At 40.1% G+C, this 19889-nt stretch carries 20 protein-coding genes; 14 read left to right on the top strand and 6 right to left on the bottom strand.

The genetic code is table 11. The annotated features are described in order from the left end of the window. Positions 1–158 precede the first annotated feature (158 nt). Positions 159–794, bottom strand: coding sequence for a DUF1054 domain-containing protein (locus FXF70_RS14615; RefSeq protein WP_148780491.1), 636 nt, complete (start codon positions 792–794; stop codon positions 159–161). 287 nt (positions 795–1081) lie between these two features. On the opposite strand from FXF70_RS14615, the gene FXF70_RS14610 reads away from it, so the two are divergent. From FXF70_RS14610 to FXF70_RS14585, 6 genes are all read left to right on the top strand, one after another. After that, the gene (locus tag FXF70_RS14610) at positions 1082–1270 is read left to right on the top strand and encodes a hypothetical protein (protein ID WP_008345085.1); all 189 of its coding nucleotides are present in this window, start codon (positions 1082–1084) and stop codon (positions 1268–1270) included. A gap of 133 nt (positions 1271–1403) precedes the next feature. Further along, a complete protein-coding gene (locus FXF70_RS14605) occupies positions 1404–2210 on the top strand; it encodes an inositol monophosphatase family protein (RefSeq protein WP_148780489.1) in 807 nt (268 codons plus the stop codon). 183 nt (positions 2211–2393) lie between these two features. Continuing rightward, positions 2394–4247, top strand: coding sequence for a hypothetical protein (locus FXF70_RS14600; protein ID WP_262368843.1), 1854 nt, complete (start codon positions 2394–2396; stop codon positions 4245–4247). After that, positions 4237–4500 (top strand): hypothetical protein, encoded by a 264-nt coding sequence (locus FXF70_RS14595; RefSeq protein WP_148780484.1) that lies wholly within the window; start codon positions 4237–4239, stop codon positions 4498–4500. The genes FXF70_RS14600 and FXF70_RS14595 overlap by 11 nt, the downstream gene beginning before the upstream one ends. Then, positions 4500–5018, top strand: a complete 519-nt coding sequence (locus FXF70_RS14590; RefSeq protein ID WP_026050086.1) for an RNA polymerase sigma factor — start codon at positions 4500–4502, stop codon at positions 5016–5018. The genes FXF70_RS14595 and FXF70_RS14590 overlap by 1 nt, the downstream gene beginning before the upstream one ends. Further along, on the top strand, positions 5015–5308 hold the full coding sequence (locus tag FXF70_RS14585) for an anti-sigma factor family protein (protein WP_008345075.1): 294 nt from the start codon (positions 5015–5017) through the stop codon (positions 5306–5308). The genes FXF70_RS14590 and FXF70_RS14585 overlap by 4 nt, the downstream gene beginning before the upstream one ends. Positions 5309–5352: 44 nt before the next feature. On the opposite strand, the gene FXF70_RS14580 is transcribed toward FXF70_RS14585, so the two are convergent. Both FXF70_RS14580 and FXF70_RS14575 read right to left on the bottom strand, forming a co-directional pair. Next, complete coding sequence (locus tag FXF70_RS14580; protein WP_017359387.1) at positions 5353–5988, bottom strand: hypothetical protein; 636 nt, start codon at positions 5986–5988, stop codon at positions 5353–5355. A 273-nt stretch (positions 5989–6261) separates the two neighbouring features. Further along, on the bottom strand, positions 6262–6441 hold the full coding sequence (locus FXF70_RS14575) for a DUF5325 family protein (protein WP_008345070.1): 180 nt from the start codon (positions 6439–6441) through the stop codon (positions 6262–6264). A gap of 113 nt (positions 6442–6554) precedes the next feature. Between FXF70_RS14575 and typA the strand changes: the two genes are divergently transcribed. After that, positions 6555–8393: a translational GTPase TypA gene (gene typA / locus FXF70_RS14570; RefSeq protein ID WP_008345068.1), complete on the top strand. Its 1839-nt coding sequence runs from the start codon at positions 6555–6557 to the stop codon at positions 8391–8393. Positions 8394–8489: 96 nt separating this feature from the next. Next, complete coding sequence (locus tag FXF70_RS14565) at positions 8490–8771, top strand: YlaH-like family protein (protein ID WP_045034298.1); 282 nt, start codon at positions 8490–8492, stop codon at positions 8769–8771. A gap of 29 nt (positions 8772–8800) precedes the next feature. Here the strand turns inward: FXF70_RS14565 and FXF70_RS14560 are convergent, their stop codons facing one another. Next, positions 8801–9031 (bottom strand): YlaI family protein, encoded by a 231-nt coding sequence (locus tag FXF70_RS14560; RefSeq protein ID WP_108611214.1) that lies wholly within the window; start codon positions 9029–9031, stop codon positions 8801–8803. A gap of 308 nt (positions 9032–9339) precedes the next feature. Further along, positions 9340–9957: a YhcN/YlaJ family sporulation lipoprotein gene (locus FXF70_RS14555; protein WP_048001594.1), complete on the bottom strand. Its 618-nt coding sequence runs from the start codon at positions 9955–9957 to the stop codon at positions 9340–9342. A gap of 140 nt (positions 9958–10097) precedes the next feature. Between FXF70_RS14555 and FXF70_RS14550 the strand changes: the two genes are divergently transcribed. After that, positions 10098–11420, top strand: a complete 1323-nt coding sequence (locus tag FXF70_RS14550; protein ID WP_025207279.1) for a PhoH family protein — start codon at positions 10098–10100, stop codon at positions 11418–11420. 15 nt (positions 11421–11435) lie between these two features. Here the strand turns inward: FXF70_RS14550 and FXF70_RS14545 are convergent, their stop codons facing one another. Further along, positions 11436–11918, bottom strand: coding sequence for a hypothetical protein (locus FXF70_RS14545; protein WP_008345056.1), 483 nt, complete (start codon positions 11916–11918; stop codon positions 11436–11438). A gap of 120 nt (positions 11919–12038) precedes the next feature. On the opposite strand from FXF70_RS14545, the gene glsA reads away from it, so the two are divergent. The 5 genes from glsA to FXF70_RS14520 all read left to right on the top strand — a co-directional run bounded on the left by glsA (position 12039) and on the right by FXF70_RS14520 (position 19855). Next, the gene (gene glsA / locus FXF70_RS14540) at positions 12039–12968 is read left to right on the top strand and encodes a glutaminase A (protein WP_019743436.1); all 930 of its coding nucleotides are present in this window, start codon (positions 12039–12041) and stop codon (positions 12966–12968) included. A gap of 122 nt (positions 12969–13090) precedes the next feature. After that, positions 13091–13372 (top strand): Fpa/YlaN family protein, encoded by a 282-nt coding sequence (locus FXF70_RS14535; protein ID WP_003212509.1) that lies wholly within the window; start codon positions 13091–13093, stop codon positions 13370–13372. Positions 13373–13582: 210 nt separating this feature from the next. After that, positions 13583–14794, top strand: a complete 1212-nt coding sequence (gene ftsW / locus FXF70_RS14530) for a putative lipid II flippase FtsW (protein WP_008345051.1) — start codon at positions 13583–13585, stop codon at positions 14792–14794. 79 nt (positions 14795–14873) lie between these two features. Then, positions 14874–18320: a pyruvate carboxylase gene (gene pyc, locus FXF70_RS14525; RefSeq protein ID WP_148780483.1), complete on the top strand. Its 3447-nt coding sequence runs from the start codon at positions 14874–14876 to the stop codon at positions 18318–18320. A gap of 101 nt (positions 18321–18421) precedes the next feature. Then, a complete protein-coding gene (locus FXF70_RS14520) occupies positions 18422–19855 on the top strand; it encodes a cryptochrome/photolyase family protein (protein ID WP_148780481.1) in 1434 nt (477 codons plus the stop codon). Positions 19856–19889 lie beyond the last annotated feature (34 nt).

Raw genomic sequence — 19889 nt, 5'->3', positions numbered from 1 at the left:
GTGCTGAGAAGAATTTCTAGTGTGGAACATGAGAAAAACACCTTCCTTTAGTATGCTTTTCTCTATTATAAAATGGGGTAGTGGAAAATTTAAGGAAAAAAATAAAGCTGTCGAGATTTTCTCGACAGCCTGAGCCTATAATAGATAGGCTCGTTTTTTTATACAGATTCTTTTTGTGTAAAGCGGTATAGATAAGTTACTGTGCGGAAGGCATCTTCAATTTTTGATAAGAATTCTTCATTATTCATTTGAATAACTTCTTCTCTAGGAAGCTGGATGCCGCAAAGGAGTTCGGCCTTTTTGACTGTTTGAACACGTTCAAATAGTGTTCTCAGCTGTTCAGCATCAAGTTCGCTGTGGCGGAGGACGTCCGGTTTCATATGATCCTTAGACCAAACAAAGTCTTGCGGTATTTTCTTTTGGATCGTGTTCAGCTCTTTTTCGAATAGTTGCCCATATTCACCTTTCACTGGAGATTCATAAATGAGCGCAAACCATACAAATACATGAGTTTTCCAAAGCCCAATTTGAAAATGAGGGAGCTTTTTATACCCACGCTTACTGTTAGCGAAAGCCACCCAAGTGTCATTTGGCGGGTTGACTGATCTTCTTGCATGTTTTGCCACGTGGACAAACATTTCGTCACCTGTAATAGAAGAAAGAAGCGGTGCAAAATGTTCACCAAGTGCTTCAAGCTTTGGACGGACTCTCTCTTTTAATACGGTCATACGTTCATCTAAACCGTCTACTGTGAATGTTTCAAAATCTTCATCTCTAAAACGCATTTCACTCATGTTATGCCTCCTGTATCTTTTCGCTGATCATATTTTACCATAGCTTGGGTCAAGCTCAAAAAAAGATGCACTTTAAAGAGAAAGATAGCAGGGATCTTGGTTCGGCGTTTAAAAACTTCGATTTTGTGGTACATAACAAATAGGTAAAAACACAATTTTCAGAATGTCGTTGCGGTTATGCGATCGCTTCATACGATATAAGCAAGAACCATTTCTCTTATCGATTGTATTTTTTATCAATGAAAACTGACAAGGAATGAATCATTCTCTGGAAGGGGCGTTGACCAGTGAAGCAAATCGTGAAGCATGGGTATAGACAAGAGAAGAAGAATCGCATCGCTGTGTGGAGATTAGAGGTTGATTATGAGCTTTCTACGCTTCATGAAGCCATCGAGCAAAAAGATGATATCCAGGTAGAACGCAGCAAACGAAAGCTTGAGCGCCTAAGAAAAGAATGGGAGCAGCTTCAAGGGTAAAACAAGGTGAGGTAAAAACGAACCAATTCATCGGTTCGTTTTTGTATGAAGCTGCTTTTTTCTTGCTTTTACGTACATAATATCAGTATGCTAATACAAATAGGTACTACATAGAAAAGAGGTTTACAGTCCGATGACAAACTGGGTGGAAATTGACCGACTTGCAAAGCTTTGGGTAAAAGAAGCGGGTAGCCGCATTAAAGCATCCATGCAGGAAGGTCTATCAATTGAAACAAAATCAAATCCAAATGATCTTGTCACAAACATCGATAAAGAAACAGAACGTTTCTTCATTGAAAAGATACAGTCGACATTTTCAGATCATCATATTTTAGGAGAAGAGGGCCAAGGGGAAGAAGTGACCTCTCTTGACGGAATAGTATGGATCATTGATCCAATTGATGGCACCATGAACTTTGTCCATCAAAAACGAAATTTTGCCATTTCAATTGGGATATTTGAACATGGTGTGGGGAAAATCGGTCTTATTTATGACGTCATCCATGACGAGCTCTATCATGCAGTCAAAGGAGAAGGGGCGTATATGAACGATACCTTACTCCCGCCTTTAAAAGATGTCGTCATTGAAAAAGCCATTGTCGGCATTAACCCAACATGGGCGATTGAAAGCCCTCATTTTGACGCTAAGCCGTTTGCTCGTCTCGTACGCGATGTGAGAGGAACACGAACGATTGGGTCAGCTGCACTTGAACTAGCTTATATTGCAAGCGGAAGAAGCGATGCATATGTCACGTTAAGGTTAGCGCCTTGGGATTATGCGGCTGGATGTGTGTTACTTGATGAAGTAGGCGCTGTTTACTCGAATATTCACGGCGAACGCTTGACGTTTCTAGAGAAAAATAGCATTGTTGCTGGAAATCGATCCGTCTGTGAAAAAATCTTGCATGATTACATAAAGGGAAGCGGAAATAAAAAATAAACAACATCACTTCATGAGAATGAAGTGATTTTTTGTATTTGATGAAACTTTTTGACAAGTCAAATGTCTATACGAACGAGGCCTTAATTTGAAGTAAAGGATTGTGTAGCGATGTTTGATTTGTTTAGTGATTTATCCCTCCATTTTGAAAGGTTTTTTATTTTAAATGAGTACAGTATCCACATGATTCAATGGTGTGTGCTTGGACTATTTGTCCTTTTTATTACACTTCCCATATGGAAAGAAAAGAAGAGTAGTTATGTATTTTATGTTGGAATCATATTAAGAGTAGTTCTGCTAGGGAGTATGACACTTGAGATGATCCACCAAGTGCTAGCTAGACAGTATACGATCGAAACATTTGAAGTGCTGACAGATTTCATGCAATTTCTCATCTATGGTTATGTCTTGCTTGCATCACTTTTTTATGTGATTTCTCTTCCTTATTTAAAAAATAGGGGCATGTTTTTTGCGTTTGATTTATCTGTGTTACTTCTGCCTTTATGTCAAACGGTATTTATTGTGTTAGTTGAAAGCAAAAAGTTCTTTCTCAGCGGTGATACGGAGCTGGTATGGAGAAATTTGATGACCATTGTGCTTATGATTGGCTTTGCCGCTTTGGTACTTTACCTATTCTTTCGTTTGTTTTGGCATCAGAAGTGGAAAGAATTGCTGTTTTTCTATGGCCTGATTTTCGCTGCGCTGCTGTATATTTTTTATCCTTCTATCTCGAAGCATGAGCTGCAATCTTCGTTTAAATCCATTGTGATTTTAGTAGCGGCCGCAGGAAGCTTTATGACATTACATTCGTTATGTGCGTTACTACAAAACAAGGTGAAGTTGAGACAGTGGGGTGCTTGGGGAATTGTCGTCTTTTTGATGCTGATGCTGAACCCGGTCCTAAATCTTCCACATATCATGTTTCAATTTACTAAAACGGAACTGACAGATACTTTCTCAGAAGAATATCGCCCTTTATCTGAAGCAAGTGCAAAAGCATTCGCTTCAAAGTTTGTACCAGCGGACACTACATTATATTCAACGACTATTAAACAGCCGATCTCTGATAACTACGTGTTTGCAGCCGATCAATATGAAGTGAATGTTTCTGCGTTTACAGGTGAATTAAACAGTTATTTTTATCATGGTCGCGCAAAGGGTCAGCATTTGACCGATAAAGAATATAGGGAAAAAACGATTGAATTTTTTGAAAGAAGCGGCCGATCCGTTGATCTAGACCGCATTCATATCGTCGTCGAAAAAGAAGACGGGGAGACAAGCGTTCTTCTTTTGCCAAAAATGTCTCAGAATAAAGATGAGAGCCTAGCGTTTGCCACATGGAAAAAAGAGACGCTTCGACAAGCGCAATATGGGAACGCTATCTTTCAATTAAAGGATATAGACGGGATCAATTTAACAAACAAAGAAATGAAAACGAAAATAAATCGTATTTATAAAATGTTAAATTTACAGCCCCCAGCTTACCAGATCACAGACGTTGATGCTTTTTATTTTGAATGGCAGCATGAAGTGGCGGTAAAGACAGCCGATCAATCTGAATTTCTGTTTAATGGTTCAACGAAAGAATTGCTGAAAATACAGCTATCAAAAGCGATTCTTCAACAGAAAAAAGGAAATATCAGTGACGAAGATTTGTTTGAAATGATAGGGGAACAGTCAAAAGACGTGAAGACAGAAACAGGAACTCGTGAACACAAACAATATACTTTTCACGGGTCATCAAATTTACTTCATGTGACGAGAGATGCCGATGGAATTGAGTTGAATTGGCAATCAGACTTTTCTTTACCGCATACGGTATCGAATCAAGAACGTGATGAAGTCTATCAGCAAGTTCTCAAAAAGTATGAACCTTATACCATCTATAAAAAACAAATCAAGCCGGTGAGAATGATCGACAAAGAGGGGAAAATGAGCATTTCGTGGTTTGTGATCATTCAAACCTTCGGATCGAATGAGCGGAAAATATATGAAGTAAATGGACGAACAAAAGAGGTGCAACGTTTTGACAGATAAAGAAAAACAAGCCATCTTTCAAGACTTATATGAATTGTATCAGGAAGGGGAGCTTGGAGAAGAGGCTTCTAACTGGATGAAGACGCATGAAAGGCAGTTTCAGCATTCTGTTAAGGGAAATGAGTTTACTCCTGCCCACACTGAGAATCAGAGCGATTATCTCGAATTAAAACGCATGAAGTGGTTTATTTCTTCGTTATACTTCTTTTTTATCGTTTTATCAATTTGGATGACTGTGTGGTTTTATTTTTGATGTCTAGACCGACCAATCAAATTGAAAAAATATATGAAGAATATTTTCAGGAAATCACCAAATATTTATATCGCAGAACGGGAAATGTCGAAACAGCCAAGGACCTTGCACAGGATGTATTTATCAAGGCACTGCATGGATTATCCTCTTTTAAAGGACATTCAAGCATGAAAACATGGCTTTACACCATTGCTTATCATACATTTGTCAACGACTATCGCCGAAAAGTAAAACGAACTTTTACGGATGTAGAAAAAGCTGATTTTTTAGAGCAGCAGATATTCATGACACCTGAAGACCATTTAGAAACTCAAGCTGATATTCAAAGGCTGTGGAGCCAGATCAATCAATTGAAGGATTCTTACCGAGAAGTCCTCATTTTAAGAGATATTCAGGAATTATCGTATGAAGAAGTAGCGGAAATTTTGAATTGGACCTTATCTAAAGTAAAGACAACCCTTCATCGAGCTAGATTAGAGCTGAAACGAAAGCTACATTGTGAGGAGTTCAACAAATGAGCTGTTATTTGATTGAAGAACTATTACCACTTTATATAGAAGGGGACACGAGTGAAGAAACAAATCAATTAGTGAATGAGCACTTACGTTCATGCAAAAAATGCCTTCATCTATATGAAGAAATGAAAGAACCAGTCTCTATTGCAAAGTCAACAGATTTCATACCGTTCATAGATGAAAAAGAAGAAAAAAGAAAGTTTGAAAAGCGCTACTATGGAAAACTGTTATTAAGGGCAAGTATCGTTTTTAGTATCGTCTATCTCATCATGCTCTTGATCTATTGGATATAAGAAAGAACCCCCATCTGGATGAACCGGATGGGGGTTTTTTGAGCTTAGTTCAATTTTTCTTTAGCAATTTGAACTGCATCATAGAACGTTTTTAATTGCTCTTGAGGAATTTTCTTAAGCAATTGGTTGAAAACAAGTAATTCAGTAGAGCTGAATCCAAGACCTTTAGCGATTTTAGAATCAATTACAACGTTTCCTTTTTTGTCTAGAACAAGTGCATCACCAGCAAGATCAGCAATTCTGATCACTGATTTGAAAAGCTTTTCGAATTTAGTTGCTTCTTCTTTAGTAAGACCAAGTTCAACAGCTTTTTCTGCATCAAAAACTAATTTTCCTTTTTCGTTTTTAGTGATGCTTTCACTGAAAACGATTGTAAGAACAGCTGCGCGATCTAAGAATTTCTCAGCAGTCGCCGCTTCTTCTTCAGTCAGACCGAGCTCAACAGCTTTTTTCACATCAAATGTGTAGTTGTTGTCTTCCTCAACAAATGAATTGATGAGAATGCTGATAACACGCTCGTTTTTCTCCAATAAATCTTTAATAATTTGTTGCTGCTCAAAAGGAATCCCTTTGAAAGTTGCAGCACTTGCTTGCCCAGGAGCTACTGTTGTGAAAGTAAAAATGATAGCTAAAGCGAAAAATACAACAGAGCTGAGCGATTTGCTCAAAAACTTCTTCATGCTTCTTTTCTCTCCCTTTTCTGTTAAATTTTGTTGCAAGAACAGCATACCATGAGAAACTTTGTGGAAGAATAGGAAAAATGTAACTTTGTGTTTGATTTTGGAGAACTATAAAAGTTCTTGTCGAAAAATGGAGGAGTTCAGATTGCTTAGATTTGCCAACACTATATGAAATTTTTAGTTGAATCATTAGTGTTACATAGGTGGTTGGTCTTGTTTTTACCCAAAATAAAAGCCTTCTACATGTAAAATGTAAAAGGCTTTTCATAAATTTTATGATTGCACGTTTAATTTTCGTTTTAATGTAAATCCTGTACCCATGAAAATCATGGCGAACACAATACTTAAGCATGTTCCCAGTATGCTTTTTTCTGCAACAGACACTCCAATAAACGCCATACTGACGACGGCAAGTAATGCACATAATAATAGAAGCCATTTGATTTGTTTCATTTGTCTCCATCCCTTTTTTTAGAGTTAATATAAGTTTACAGAAAAACGATCGGCATTTAAAGGGGATTGTGATATAATATGAAAGTTATCTAATTATTTTAGGAGATGAAAATGTGAAACTTCGAAAAGACCTTCGCAACATCGCAATTATTGCCCACGTTGACCATGGTAAAACGACGCTTGTTGACCAATTGCTCCATCAAGCTGGTACTTTCCGTGCGAATGAAAATATCGCTGAGAGAGCCATGGATTCAAATGATTTAGAGCGAGAGCGCGGTATTACGATCTTAGCTAAAAATACTGCGATCCATTATAAAGATACACGCATTAATATTTTAGATACACCAGGACACGCCGATTTCGGTGGTGAAGTTGAGCGTATCATGAAAATGGTAGATGGTGTACTTCTCGTTGTGGATGCATATGAAGGTTGTATGCCTCAAACACGATTCGTGCTAAAAAAAGCACTTGAGCAAAACTTAACACCAATTGTTGTTGTCAATAAAATTGACCGTGACTTTGCTCGTCCAGCTGAAGTAGTCGATGAAGTTATTGACTTGTTCATTGAATTGGATGCAACAGAAGAACAGCTTGAATTCCCAGTTGTATATGCATCAGCAATCAATGGTACAGCAAGTAACGATGCTAGTAAGCAAGATGAAAACATGGAATCGTTGTTTGAAGCGATTGTCAACCATATCCCATGCCCAGTCGACAACCATGAAGAGCCGCTTCAATTCCAAGTGGCGCTACTTGATTACAATGATTATGTTGGAAGAATTGGAATTGGCCGTGTATTTAGAGGAACGATGCAAGTAGGACAGCAAGTTGCTCTAATGAAAGTGGATGGCAGTGTAAAACAATTCCGCGTGACGAAGATTTTTGGTTTCCAAGGGTTAAAACGAGTGGAAATCAATGAAGCGAAAGCTGGAGATCTTGTCGCAGTATCTGGTATGGAAGACATCAACGTAGGAGAAACAGTCTGCCCGGTAGAACACCAAGAGGCTTTGCCGATCCTTCGTATTGATGAGCCGACACTTCAAATGACATTTGTTGTGAATAACAGCCCATTTGCAGGCCGTGAAGGAAAGTACGTGACATCACGTAAAATTGAAGAGCGTTTAGAACAGCAGCTTCAAACAGACGTAAGTCTTCGTGTAGATCCAACGGATTCACCTGATGCTTGGGTCGTATCAGGACGCGGTGAGCTTCACTTATCAATTCTGATTGAGAATATGAGACGTGAAGGATTTGAACTGCAAGTATCGAAGCCAGAAGTTATTGTAAAAGAAGTAGATGGTGTTCGATGTGAGCCTGTAGAGCGTGTTCAAATTGATGTGCCTGAAGAGCATACTGGCTCTGTTATGGAATCAATGGGTGCAAGAAAAGGTGAAATGATTGACATGATCAATAATGGTAATGGTCAAGTTCGCCTGATCTTTACAGTTCCATCACGTGGTTTAATCGGATATACAACTGAATTTCTTTCATTAACTCGTGGTTTTGGTATTTTGAACCATACGTTTGACAGCTACCAGCCGATGCAGTCTGGTCAAGTTGGCGGACGCCGTCAAGGTGTACTTGTTTCAATGGAAACAGGTAAAGCAACTGCTTACGGAATCCAAGGCGTTGAAGAGCGCGGTGTGATTTTCGTTGAGCCGGGTGTTGAAGTATACCAAGGAATGATTGTTGGTGAGCATAACCGTGAAAACGATCTTGTTGTCAACGTGAGCCGTATGAAACAACAAACAAACGTACGTTCAGCGACAAAAGATCAAACGGTTAGTATGAAAAAACCACGTATTATGTCACTTGAGGAATCTCTTGAGTACTTAAATGAAGACGAATACTGTGAGGTTACACCGGAATCGATCCGTTTAAGAAAGAAAATTTTAGATAAAAACGAACGTGAGAAAGCTGCGAAGAAGAAAAAGCTAGCAGGATTATCTTAATTCCATGAAGAATTAAAAAGATAGAACCCTGAAAGATAAGGGGAGGGAATCTTTTTGAATGATCAGGAAGTAAGTGAGAATCTATCCTTTTTCGCGATGCTGTTTCGTGTCGATGAAAATCCGCAAACAGGGATGTGGCTCCTATATGGCACCATCCTTGTTTTAGCGATTATTGTTTTTAAACTCGGCTTTGCTAGACGTTTACCGATTTTAAAAGCACTTGTCATTTATTTGTTTTTGATTTTTGGTTGCACGTTTCTCACATTTCTAGGTATCTTCTTGCCAGTCGCAGAAGGCCTGGTTGTGGCAGCTGTCATTTTGATTATTTATAAAATACGACTGCATCGTGCGAAAAAAGAAGGAACAGTAAGTACGTAAAAAAGACCTGAACTTGTGTCAGGTCTTTTTTATGTCTTCTGTTCTTTTTTTTCTTTTTTCTTCTTTTTCTCTTTCGTCGCAGGATCTTGATAAAGAGAGAATCTGCCAGTTTTGATGCGTGCCTCTGTCTTTACTTTAATTCTTTCTTGGCAGTCATCGCACATATATGTATGAATCGGTCGATTTCTTAACCGTTTAGCAACAAGTGTATCATCATTAATGGTTTCAAGCTTTTCACATAATGAGCACTTCACTCTCATCATTTTCACCTCACTTTGGTCATGCCTTCATTATAGCATGTTTTTTGAGCCACTTAAAATCAGCATAAAAAAGGCTTATATCACAAGAGATATAAGCCGCAGCGTGTAGGCAAACCCTCGCATTCGGTGTCAGTCCTGCGCTTCGGTGCTCACGAATGTCAAATTCGCTCCGCGCCGATGCTCGTCCTTCCTGGACTGCAAAGGTTTTCTATCACGCTGAAAAGAAGACAAAGAGCCAAAATAAAGTTCATTTTAGCCCTTTGTCAACAATCTAAAGCTTATATCACAAGAGATATAAGCCGTTCTCATTATTTCTTCTGATTCATATGATGGTTTGATTGATCGTTTTGGTTTTTTTCTAATTGCTTTTGATCTTGTTGTTTGAGCTGATGGTTCGGATCATTTGTCGGATCTGTTTCGTTACGGTCGATTTCATTTCGAGGCATTTCTGGCATAACACGTCCCACAATGGCTGCTAATTCGTCCATAATTCCGCTTACTGGTCTGCCAGCTTGAATTTCTTTGCCCATTTCCTTTAAACGGCTCACTGTATCTGGATCAGCGACGACAACAGCATTCGCACCTTCTGGGTCATTTTTCAGTGCTTTGGCGACTGAATATTTAATGGTTTCAACTTTGCTTCTATCTAAATCATCTTTTACATCAATGCCGACGACAGCATACTTGCCGATGACGATTGCTGTTGCGTCATTTACATCTGCTACATGCTCAGTCACATTCACTAGATGATTTGCCACATCTGTTGATGGGCGGGCTTTGTCAGTGTTTTTCTTGGATGAGTCTGATACTCTTACTAAATGCTTGTTTCCGTCTTGATGTTCTTGTGCCAAAGGCTTCTCTTGATACTGGCAAGCGCCTAATAAAAGAATGGTTTGAACCATGAATAACGTCAAAAATAGTCGCATGTGTATTCCCTCCTTCACAAACTGCATGATTTATTTTATTGTTGAATTAACCTTCTAACTTTATTCATGAAAACATATATTTTAACAATCGTTTTTGGAAAGACAAGGATGAATGAAACCCCGATCAGGAGGCGAAGGACCTGAGTAAAATTTATGTATTAGACACAAATGTGTTATTACAGGATCCGAATTCAATCTTTTCATTTGAAGACAACGAGGTCGTGATTCCGGCCGTAGTGTTAGAAGAAGTAGACTCGAAAAAAAGATATATGGATGAGGTTGGGCAAAATGCACGACGTGTCTCACGTTTAATCGACGGGTTGAGATCGAAAGGGAAACTGCATGAAAAAATTACGCTGGAGTCAAAAGGAACGCTGCGTATTGAGCTGAATCATCGCTCTTTCCATGAACTTCAAGAAATTTTCATCGAAAAAACAAACGATAACCGGATTTTGGCTGTTGCGAAGAATTTGAGCTTAGAGGAAGAAACAAAACCGGATGGCCGGCCTGTCATTTTGGTCAGCAAAGATGTCCTAGTGCGAGTAAAGGCGGATGCCATTGGTCTGCAAGCAGAGGATTTCTTAAGCGATCGAGTGCTACAAAATGAAGACATTGATAACGGCTATCACGAGCTCTATATTCCGACTGAGCAGCTGAATACATTTTATAAGCAAAATCAGTTACCGATAAAAGACGTCACCCAAACACCATTAAACCCTCATCAATTTGTTATTATGAAGGGAAATGAAGGTGGATCTGCTTTGGGGATGCTTGATCAAAAAGCAGAGCATGTGAAACGGCTTATTTATGACCAAGAACATATTTGGGGAATTCGCCCAAAAAATGTCCAGCAAACGATGGCGCTTGAGTTACTTTTACGCCGCGATATTCCGCTTGTGACACTTATCGGAAAAGCGGGAACAGGCAAGACACTGCTTGCACTTGCTGCTGGATTAATGCAGACAGAGGACCTCGGCATGTTTAAAAAGCTCATCGTGGCGCGCTCTATTGTTCCTGTCGGTAAGGACTTAGGGTATTTGCCAGGCGAAAAAGAAGAGAAGCTCAGACCGTGGATGCAGCCGATCTATGACAACCTAGAATTTTTATTTAACACAAAAAAACCTGGTGAACTCGATGCGATACTAGCGGGCATCGGTTCAATTCAAGTGGAAGCTTTAACGTATATTCGCGGGAGAAGTATCCCTGATCAATTTATCATTATCGATGAGGCGCAAAACTTAACAAAACACGAAGTAAAAACATTATTAACGCGGGTTGGTGAGGGAAGTAAAATTGTGCTGATGGGAGACCCAGAGCAGATTGATCACCCTTATTTAGACAGCTTAAATAATGGGCTCACATATGTCATTGAGCGTTTCAAAGGGCAGCAAATATCTGGACATGTCAAGCTTGTCAAAGGAGAAAGGTCTGGACTTGCTCAGCTTGCAGCTGATTTATTATAGTCCAGACCCGTCATCTTATGTAATGATTAACTCTTTGACGCCTTTAATCGGCTGAGTGATGTTGGACTGATCCTCGAAATAAACGTGGATTGGTCCTTCTTCTGTTATAGGCTTTCCATTTTGGCTGAAATGGGCAATGCTATCCATCGCCTTAGAGAGTGGAACAGCAATTGTTTCTGTTTCTGTGACAAATTCACACGTCTCCGCTTGTTCGAGCGGTTCTGCATTTTTTATCATGTCGCCAAGTTTCATCCCGAAGCTGCCTGTGACGAGTCTTTCTTTTTCGTACTTTTTCTCTGTTTTTAATGTGGGTGGAAGTGTTTGACCTTCTCTTATGACCCGCTCTTGATCGAGTTCCTGATCTAGCTGCTGCTCTTCGTTTGCTGCACTTTTCTCAAAAAATGAATCCATTAAAAATTTACGGTCATCAAAAATCCATACACTCGGATCAATGGTGATCTTGTATTGTACGTTCCCCTTGATTTGAATAATGCTCATGTTCAAGACAACCCCTTTCCAACATAAATTATAGAAGTTTTCGCCCGCTTTGTCACTTTCATAAACATGCACTTCCTTGTACACACTACGATTAGACGAAAAACAGGGAGGATTTTGGGCATGGCATGTCGTGACAATGAAGAGCTTCAGCGATTTGTAGAAGAGGCAAAAAAGGTGGCCAAAAATGGAAAGGTAGCATCCTATATTCCGGCACTCGGTAAAGCGGATCAATCGGATTTATCTGTCGCTGTATACCATGTGAGTAATACGTGCCACTCAGCGGGAGATGTTGATAAACGATTCACCCTGCAAAGTATTTCAAAAGTATTAGCACTGGCGCTCGTGCTCTCAGAAGAAGGACCGAAAAAAGTGTTTCAATATGTTGGACAAGAACCGACTGGCGACCCGTTTAATTCGATGATTAAACTAGAGACAGCAAGCCCCAATAAGCCGCTGAACCCAATGATTAATGCAGGAGCGCTTGCCGTTACAAGTTTAATAAGAGGGGCAACGCCGCAAGATCAGCTGAACCGGCTGCTTGGTTTTATTAGAGAGCTTGCCAATGACACCACCATTACATATTGCAAAGAAACCGCTGCATCCGAATTTGAAACATCAATGATTAACCGCGCAATGTGCTATTATATGAAGCAATATCATATCATTAAAGGGAATGTAGAAGAGGTGATGGACGTCTATACGAAGCAATGCGCCGTCATGATGAACAGCCTGGATTTGGCGAAGATCGCGTGTGTTTTTTCATTAGATGGCAGGCATCCAGAGACAGGAAAGCAAATCCTTTCGAAAGATGTTGCTAGAATTTGTAAAACGTTTATGGTCACATGCGGTATGTACAATGCGAGCGGGGAATTTGCGATCAATATCGGAATCCCTGCTAAAAGTGGTGTTTCAGGCGGAATTATGGGGGCGGCGCCATACGACTTTGGGATAGGTATATTCGGGCCTGCTTTGGATGAAAAAGGGAATAGTATTGCGGGTATTAAGCTGCTTGAGCTCATGAGTGAAAAATATGAGATGAGTATCTTTTAATGACGAATGGCTTCTTTTTATTTTTACAGAGCGAACTGTACAAATCTGCTTGCAATTTTGGGCGTTTCGCTTTATGATAAATAGAAGAATTAGGTACTCGCCTGGGGAACGGAGGGATACTTTTGGCGTCAGAAATTTTAGTCGATCATCGGCAAAAAGCACTGGCTTTATTAAAATTGGATGCAGATAAAATTTTAAAATTGATCCAAGTGCAAATGGACAACTTAACGATGCCGCAATGTCCTCTTTATGAAGAGGTTTTAGATACTCAAATGTTCGGATTATCGAGAGAAATTGATTTCGCTGTCCGGCTTGGATTAGTTGATCAACATGAAGGCAAAAAACTACTCGATAAACTTGAGAGAGAACTATCCGCACTTCATGATGCGTTCACAAAAAAATAATGATTGAAAACTCAAACTTCCACAACATAAGTTTGAGTTTTTTTGTCCGCCTTTTTATTTTGCTTGATGCCAAACGGACTTGATTGTCTCATGAAAGACGAACAATATAAAGAGGTAAAACGGGATCAAACGGAGAAAATGTAGTAGAATAAGAACAGCTAAGAGAAGAGAATATCAAGCAGTAGAAATAGACGTTAGGAAGAGGATTATATGTTAAAGAGAATGCTAAAATCGTATGACTACTCATTATTGTTCGCCATTATATTAATTAGCGCATTCGGCTTGGTGATGGTGTATAGCTCAAGTATGATTACATCTGTGATCAGATATGATGCTGCGCCAGATAATTTTTTCAAGAAACAGCTTTTATTTATGATTGTCGGGGCGGTCATCTTGATTTTTACAGCCCTCATTCCGTATCAGCTGCTCTTAAATAAAAGATTCCAAATTGTGATGCTTTTGCTATCTGTGTTTTCTCTCATTTATGTGTACTTTGGCGGTCACATTGCAGGGAATGCTAGAAGCTGGATCAAATTTGGGCCTTTTAGTCTTCAGCCAGCGGAATTCGTGAAGATCGTTGTCATCATTTATCTTGCTGCTGTCTATGCAAAGAAGCAGCATTATATTGACCATATTTTAAGAGGGGTGACACCTCCAATTGTGGTTGTCTCCATCCTATGCGGATTTATTATTTTGCAGCCAGACTATGGGACAGCTTTTATCATTGGTATGATTGCCCTTGCGATGATTTTATGCTCAGGGTTTAGCGGTAAAACGCTGGCCAAGCTGCTCGCTTTATTTAGTGCGGTGATGGTTGTTGTGACACCGTTTATTATTCTTTTTTGGGATAAAATTTTCACGCAGAATCGTCTTGGACGTTTTGAGAGTTTCCAAGATCCATTTAAAGACGCAGGCGCTTCTGGGCATCAATTGATTAATTCATATTATGCGATTGGATCAGGCGGCTTTTTTGGGCTTGGTCTTGGAGAGAGTGTACAAAAGTATGGATACCTTCCAGAACCGCATACAGATTTTATCATGGCAATTATCTCGGAAGAGCTTGGTTTTTTCGGTGTATTTTTTGTCCTTGCTCTCCTTGGCTTTATTGTTGTGAAAGGTTTTTACATTGCGAGAAAGTGTGAAGATCCGTTTGGAAGTTTGCTTGCAATAGGAATTTCTTCAATGATTGCCATCCAAACGTGTATTAATTTGGGCGGTGTTTCAGGTCTCATTCCGATCACTGGGGTCACACTTCCGTTTATCAGCTACGGGGGATCCTCTATCATTTTACTGAGTGGATGTATGGGAATATTGCTGAATATCAGCATGTTCACTGAATATAAAGAGCGTTATAAAAAGAAAAAATCAATCAGCAAACCATCGATTCAAAAAAATGGATTGCAGAAAACTTTGAATCTTTAGAAAACAAAAGTGTACAGTTTTCATTTCTTCCTTTATTATAGAGTACATATAAAATTTTAAGGGATATGGAGGAGTGAGAATGTCACAGAGAACAATTCAAAAGGTTCTAGTTGCAAACAGAGGGGAAATCGCTATCAGAGTCTTTAGGGCCTGTACGGAGCTCAACTTACGTACAGTGGCCATTTACTCCAAAGAAGACTCGGGCTCTTATCATCGCTATAAAGCCGATGAAGCATATCTAGTTGGAGAAGGGAAAAAGCCGATTGATGCCTACCTTGATATCGAGGGGATCATCGAAATTGCAAAACGAAATGACGTGGATGCGATTCATCCAGGATACGGATTTTTATCTGAAAACATTCATTTTGCAAGACGATGCGAAGAGGAAGGCATCCAATTCATCGGCCCAACTTCTCAACATTTAGATATGTTTGGAGATAAAGTAAAAGCGAGAGATGAAGCGAAAAAAGCTGGGATTCCAGTCATTCCAGGAAGTGACGGGCCGGTTGATTCGGTCAAAGAAGTCGAAAAATTCGGTGAAGAATACGGTTACCCGTTTATTATTAAAGCTTCACTTGGAGGCGGCGGCCGAGGTATGCGGATTGTCAGATCAAAAGAGGAGCTGAGCGAAGCCTATGACCGTGCAAAGTCAGAGGCGAAAGCGGCTTTTGGAAATGACGAAGTATACGTTGAAAAGCTGATTGAAAATCCGAAACATATTGAAGTGCAGGTGATTGGAGACAATCACGGCAATATCATTCATTTATATGAGCGTGACTGCTCTGTTCAAAGGCGTCATCAAAAAGTCATTGAGGTTGCACCAAGTGTGTCTCTTTCTAATCAATTGCGTGAAGACATCTGTGAAGCGGCTGTTCAGCTGGCGCAGAATGTATCGTATATCAATGCAGGGACTGTAGAATTCCTAGTGGCAAATGGGGAGTTTTATTTTATTGAAGTCAATCCTAGGGTCCAGGTGGAACACACGATCACAGAAATGATCACAGGTGTCGATATCGTCCAAACCCAAATTCTTGTCGCAAAAGGACATGACCTTCACAGCAAAGAAGTCGGGATACCAAAGCAAGAAGATATCTTTACACATGGATTTGCCATTCAATCAAGGGTCACAACAGAAGATCCTTTGAATGATTTTATGCCAGATACAGGAAAAATTATGGCTTACCGTTCAGGCGGTGGTTTTGGTGTACGTCTTGATACAGGGAACAGCTTCCAAGGTGCGGTGATTACGCCTTTTTACGATTCACTGTTGGTCAAGCTGTCTACTTGGGCACTTACTTTCGATCAAGCTGCGGCTAAAATGGTCCGAAATTTACAAGAATTCAGGATTCGCGGCATTAAAACAAATATCCCGTTTCTTGAAAACGTTGCAAAGCACGAGAAGTTTCTAAGAGGGGAATATGATACATCGTTTATTGATTCGACACCAGAGCTATTTAACTTTCCTAAGCAAAAAGACCGCGGAACGAAAATGCTTACTTATATTGGTAACGTTACCATTAATGGGTTCCCTGGTATTTCGGAAAATAAGAAGCCTCATTTTGATCAACCAAATGTGCCGAAACTTGCTGTCCATGAAACGATTCCTTCTGGAACGAAACAATTGTTAGACAAGCATGGACCTGAGGGGCTCGCCAATTGGGTGAAAGAGCAAAGCGGTGTACTCTTAACGGATACAACCTTTAGAGACGCACATCAATCCCTGCTTGCAACACGCTTTAGAACACACGACTTAAAGAAAGTTGCTCAGCCAACAGCAGGTTTATGGCCAGAGTTATTCAGTATGGAGATGTGGGGCGGTGCTACCTTTGATGTGGCATATCGTTTCTTGAAAGAAGATCCTTGGGAAAGATTGAAAGAGCTTCGTCAAGAAGTGCCAAACACTTTGTTCCAAATGCTATTAAGATCATCAAACGCTGTCGGATATACAAACTATGCGGATAATGTGATTAAAGCATTTGTAAAGGAATCGGCAGAGGCAGGCATTGACGTCTTCCGTATTTTCGACAGTCTAAACTGGGTCAAAGGCATGACGCTTGCCATTGATTCTGTTCGTGAATCCGGCAAAGTGGCAGAGGCAGCGATTTGTTATACAGGTGATATTCTTGATCCATCACGTCCGAAATATGATTTGAAATATTATGTCTCTCTTGCGAAGGAGCTTGAATCCGCAGGCGCTCATATTTTAGGCATCAAAGATATGGCGGGATTATTAAAACCTCAAGCGGCTTATGAGCTTGTATCGGCTCTAAAAGACGAGCTCACGATTCCAATCCATCTTCATACACACGATACGAGTGGAAATGGACTCTTCACCTATGCAAGAGCGATTGATGCAGGTGTTGATATTGTTGATGTTGCTGTCAGCTCTATGGCGGGGCTCACATCACAACCAAGTGCGAGCTCATTATATTATGCTTTAGACGGACATGAAAGAAAGCCCGAAATGAATGTTCAAGCGGTTGAACGTCTTTCTCAATATTGGGATTCCGTCAGAAAATATTACCATGAGTTTGAAAGCGGAATGAATTCACCGCATACAGAAATTTATGAGCATGAAATGCCTGGTGGCCAGTATAGTAACCTGCAACAGCAGGCGAAAGGGGTCGGCCTTGGCGACCGCTGGAATGAAGTAAAAGAAATGTACAGACGTGTAAATGACATGTTTGGTGACATTGTGAAAGTGACACCATCTTCTAAAGTGGTCGGAGATATGGCACTTTATATGGTGCAAAACGATCTGACAGAAGAGGATGTTTATGAAAAAGGAGCAACACTGGATTTCCCAGATTCGGTTGTTGAATTGTTTAAAGGCTATTTAGGACAGCCTCATGGCGGATTCCCAGAAAAATTGCAAAAGCTGATTTTAAAAGGGGAGGAGCCGCTTACTGTCAGACCAGGTGAGAAACTGAAACCAGTGGACTTTGAAGAAATCAAAAAGCAGTTCAAAGAATCACATGATCTGACGTTGACAGAACAAGATGCCATTGCATATGCTTTATACCCGAAAGTCTTTTCTGAATTTGTTCAAACAGCAGAAAGCTATGGAGACATCTCTGTTCTTGACACACCAACCTTCTTCTACGGCATGAGACTTGGTGAAGAAATTGAGGTAGAAATTGAAAAAGGGAAAACCCTCATTGTCAAACTCGTGTCCATTGGAGAACCGAATCCGGACGCTACAAGAGTGCTTTACTTTGAACTGAATGGACAGCCGCGTGAAGTGGTCATTAAGGATGAAAGCATCAAATCCTCCGTTCAAGAAAAAATGAAGGCAGATCGCTCAAATCCAAATCACATTGCCGCATCGATGCCAGGCACTGTGATCAAAGTGCTTGTTGAAAAAGGACAGAAAATTTCTCAAGGTGAGCACTTGATGATCAATGAAGCGATGAAGATGGAAACGACGGTACAAGCACCGTTCTCAGCAGTCGTGGATGAAATTCATGTCACGAATGGAGAAGGGATTCAAACTGGAGATCTGTTGATTGTCTTAAAGCCTGAATAATGAGTGAGACACATCCACTGCGATGTGTCTTTTTTTTGAGCGCATTAAAATGTGCAGCCGGCCGATAGAGTGATTACACTATAGAATGAGGTGAAGAAAGAGTGGAAATTGTCGTGATTTGGTTTCGCCGAGATATGCGATTGGATGATCATATCGCCTTATCAAAAGCGATCACATATGCAAAAAAACATCAGTACCGATTATTTGCTTTTTATCATCTAGATCCGTTTTTTACAGAAATGGAACTGGATTTGAACAACGAACATTTCTTTCAAAACTTGGCCAATTTCGTCAAGGAAGCGAGAGAATCTCACATGTATGTTCATCTCATTCATGATGATATTTTGTTCGCTTTTCAAAAGCTCCTGGATGCTTATGACATCAATGCGGTCTTTTTTAATGAGGACGAAGTAGGAAATGGTCGAACACGTGATGAGCAAGTGACCCGTATCTTAGAAGAAAAGGGCATTCATGTGTCAAAGTGGCAAGATACGCATCTGCATGGTGCGAGAGATATTTTAAAAGCGGATGGTTCTCATTATCAAGTGTTTACTCCATACTACCAAGCGTGGCGGAAGCAGGAGAAGCAGTCTGTGATAAAAGTTGACAAATCATTTCTGAGCAGCAAGCATACGATTTGTGATGAGTCACTTTCTGAAAAGGGAGACGAGAAACTGAGGGACATCATCAAGAAATGTACAAGGAAATTCGATCAGATTGGATCAGACAAAGCGATGAGCACGCTAGGCGGCTTTATTCAAGAAAGATTGACGCATTATCATGAGAAACGAGATATTCCGTCTGTTTTTGGGACGAGCAAGCTGTCTCGGTTCTTAAAAACCGGGACCATTTCTATTCGCACAATCTTTCATGCGGTCAATGAGGAAGAACTTTTTGAAGATGAGGGCAAGGAAACATTTATGAAAGAGCTGGCATGGCGTGATTTTTATCATATGATCTTTGCGCATTATCCAGAGATGAAAGAAAAAGAAATCAACGCCTCCTTTCAACACATAAAATGGAATGATGATGAGACACTTTTTGAAGCTTGGTGTAAAGGACAAACAGGCTTCCCGCTCGTTGACGCTGGGATGAGACAGTTAAATGAAGAAGGCTGGATGCATAACCGTTTGAGAATGGTGACGGCTTCATTCCTGACAAAAGATTATTTCATCGATTGGAGAATGGGCGAAGCGTATTTCGCAAGAAAACTTGTCGACTATGATGAGGCTTCGAATATTGGAGGATTTCAGTGGGCAGCCTCTGTCGGAACGGATGCTGTTCCTTACTTCCGTATTTTTAACCCAACGACCCAGTCGAAACGATTTGATCCAAGCGGAGAATATATTAGAAGGTATGTGCCAGAACTTAAGCATGTGAATGAAAAATGGATTCATGAACCGAGTAAAATGCCGATAGATGAGCAAATGAAATCGGGATGTGTGCTGGGGGATACATATCCTCTGCCTACAGTCGATCATCAAGAAAGACGGAAAAAAGCCATTTCGCTATTTGAAGAAGCGAAACAAACATAAAAGAAATCCCCCTTTTCGGATGAAAGGGGGATTG

The organism is Bacillus sp. Y3 (assembly GCF_008123875.1).
Taxonomy (GTDB): Bacteria; Bacillota; Bacilli; order Bacillales; family Bacillaceae; genus Bacillus; species Bacillus altitudinis.
The sequence above is the reverse complement of the archived record's forward strand: the minus strand, read 5'-3'. Positions and strand labels throughout refer to the sequence as shown.